Raw genomic sequence first — 2957 nt, 5'->3', positions numbered from 1 at the left:
CGGCGCGTGCTTCGGCTGCTGCGCCAGTTGCGCCTGCACTTCCTCCAGCAGCACGCACTCCACGCCCTGCACCGGCAACTTCTCCGCCAGCGCCCGCCGCGTCACCACCACTCGCGGCTTCACCTCCGACACCATCTGCTCCAGCCGCGCCTGGGGGTAGTCCGCCTCCAGCGGCACGTACGCGCCTCCGGACTTCGCGATGCCCACCAGCGCCACCACCAGCTCCACCGAGCGCTCCAGGCACAGCCCCACCCGCTCCTCGGCTCCAACTCCCTTGCTTCTCAGCAAGTGCGCCAGCTGGTTGGCTCGCTCATCCAGCTGCCGGTACGTCAGCTTCTCTTCTCCGCACTCCACCGCCACCGCGTCCGGCCGCTGCTCCACCTGACGCGAGAACTCCTCCGCGATGCTGCTCTCTCGCGCGTACTCCTGCCCCGTCGCGTTCCACCCCTTCAGCACCTGCTGGCGTTCCGCATCCGTCAGCAGCGTCACCTCTGCGAGCGAACGCTCGGGGTGGGCTGCGGCGGACTCCAGCAGCACGCGCAGGTGCCCCAGCATCCGCTGCGCCGTCGCCGCATCGAACAGGTCCGTGCTGTAGACCAGCACGGCGCGCAGGCCCTCGGGCTCTTCCTTGAAGAGCAGCTCGAGGTCGAACTTCGCGACCTGATCCGCCTGCGGCATCGGCGTCAGCGTGAGCCCCGGGAACTCCAGCCGCGGAGGCTTCGCCTGCTCCAGGTTCATCATCACCTGGAAGAGCGGTGAGTAGCTCAGGTTGCGGGCAGGCTTCAGGTCCTCCACGAGCTTCTCGAAGGGCACGTCCTGGTGCGCGTACGCGCCCACGGTCGCGGCCTTCACGCGGCCCAGCAGCTCCTGGAAGCTCGCCTCGGGGGAGATCCGGGTGCGCACCACCAGCGTGTTGACGAAGAAGCCGATGAGCCCTTCCAGCTCGGACTGATGCCGGCCGGAGATGGGCGTTCCGACGCAGATGTCCTCCTGCCCCGAGTAGCGCGATAGCAGGGTCTGCCACGCGGTCAGCAGCACCATGAAGGGCGACATCGCCTGCGCCTGCCCCAACGCCTTCAACTTCTCGTACAGGGCGCGCGGCAGCAGGGACTCGCGGCTCGCGCCCCGGAAGCTCTGCACCGAGGGACGCGGCCTGTCCGTCGGCAGCTCCAGCACCGGAGTCACGTCGGCGAGCTGCTCGCGCCACCACTTGAGCTGATTCTCCAGCACCGCACCCTGGAGCCACTCCCGCTGCCACAGCGCGTAGTCGGCGTACTGCACCGGCGCCTCGGGCAGCCGCGGGGCCTCACCGCGTGACAAGGCCCCGTACAGCAGCCCCATCTCCCGCACCAACACGTCCATGGACCAGCCGTCCGAGACGATGTGGTGCATCGTCAGGAGCAGCACGTGCTCGCGCTCGCCCAGCCGCAGCAGCGTGGCGCGCAGCAGCGGACCGCGGGTGAGGTCGAAGGGCTTCTGCTGTTCCTCTCGCGTCAGCCGCAGCGCCTCTTGCTCGCGCGTGGACTCGGGCAGCGACGTCAGGTCATGCAGGGCCACCGGGCACGGGCGCGGCGGCGAGATGACCTGGACCGCATGGCCCTCCTCGTCGCGGAAGATGGTCCGCAGCGACTCGTGACGACGGAGCAGCTCCGCGAAGCATTGCTCCAGCGCGGCCACGTCGAGCGGGCCCTCAAGCTTCACGGCCGCCGGCATGTTGTACGTGGGCGTGCCCGGCTCCATGCGATCCAGGAACCAGAGGCGCTGCTGGGCGAAGGAGAGCGGAGCCGAGTCACCCGTGCGCGGGCGCGCGGTGATGGCCGGACGGGCCGCCTGGGTGTCCTTCTTGCGGAGTTGACGGAGCAGCTGGGCCTGCTTCTCGGGCGAGAGGGCCGCGATACGCTTGTTGATGTCGCTCATGGGGATGTCATTCCTCGCCTGAAGCCAGTTGCCCTGACGCAAGCAGGGCATCGATGTCGTCGCTGGTGTCCTGCTCCAGCAGGGCCAGCAATTGCTCCAGCTCCGCCTGATCCGCCTGGGTGGACTGGGCCTGCACCAGGTGGACGGAGAGCCGGGCGATGCTCGGGTTCTCGAAAAGCGCACTCAGCGGCAGCTCGACGCCGAGCTCGCTGCGAATGCGGGAAATGGTTCGGGTCGCGAGCAGGGAGTGGCCTCCCAGCTCGAAGAAATCGTCGTGGATGCCGACGCGCGCCACACCAAGGATCTCGGCGAGGATGAGCGCCAGCTTCTGCTCCACGTCACTGCGTGGCTCGACATAGGGGTGCTCGGACGCGGGCCGTGCCCCGGAGACATCGGGCAGGGCCTTGCGGTCCACCTTGCCGTTGGACGTCAGCGGCAGCGCCTCCAGCGTCACGAACGCCGAGGGCACCATGTACTCGGGCAGTCGGCTCTTGAGTGCGCGACGCAGCTCACCCACGTCGAGCGAATCGGGGACCTGTCCGACGACGTAGGCGATGAGGCGCTTGTCACCCGCGCCCTGGCCCTTGGCCACCACCACCGCTTCCTTCACCGCAGGGTGCGCTCGCAGCGCTCCTTCCACTTCGCTCAGCTCGATGCGGAAGCCACGCACCTTCACCTGCGTGTCCGCTCGGCCCAGGAACTCCAGCGTCCCGTCCGCGCGCCACCGCGCCAGGTCTCCCGTCCGGTACATCCGCTCTCCGGACAGTCCTGAGTGCAGGTCCGGCACGAAGCGCTCCGCAGTCAGCTCCGCGCTCCCCAGGTAGCCTCGCGCCAAGCCCTCTCCGGCCGCGTACAACTCTCCGGCCACTCCCACCGGCACCGGATTCAGCGCCGCGTCCAACACGTACACGCGCGTGTTGCCAATCGGCTGGCCGATGGCCACCACTTCGCCCACCTGACTGGCTTCCGTCATCCGGTGGCAGCTGGTGAAGAGCGTGTTCTCCGTCGGGCCGTAGCACGCCGTCACCGGCACCTTCAGC

The 2957-nt window shown here is 68.8% G+C and carries 2 protein-coding genes; both read right to left on the bottom strand.

What is annotated here, in order from left to right:
* Positions 1-1917: condensation domain-containing protein (locus tag GTZ93_RS42055; RefSeq protein ID WP_161663388.1), on the bottom strand; the 1917-nt coding region annotated here is incomplete at its 3' end.
* A gap of 7 nt (positions 1918-1924) precedes the next feature.
* The coding region (locus GTZ93_RS42050) for a non-ribosomal peptide synthetase (protein WP_161663387.1) at positions 1925-2957 on the bottom strand (1033 nt) is incomplete at its 5' end.

The sequence above is a fragment of the Corallococcus exiguus genome (genome assembly GCF_009909105.1).
Classification (GTDB): Bacteria; Myxococcota; Myxococcia; order Myxococcales; family Myxococcaceae; genus Corallococcus; species Corallococcus exiguus.
The sequence above is the reverse complement of the archived record's forward strand: the minus strand, read 5'-3'. Positions and strand labels throughout refer to the sequence as shown.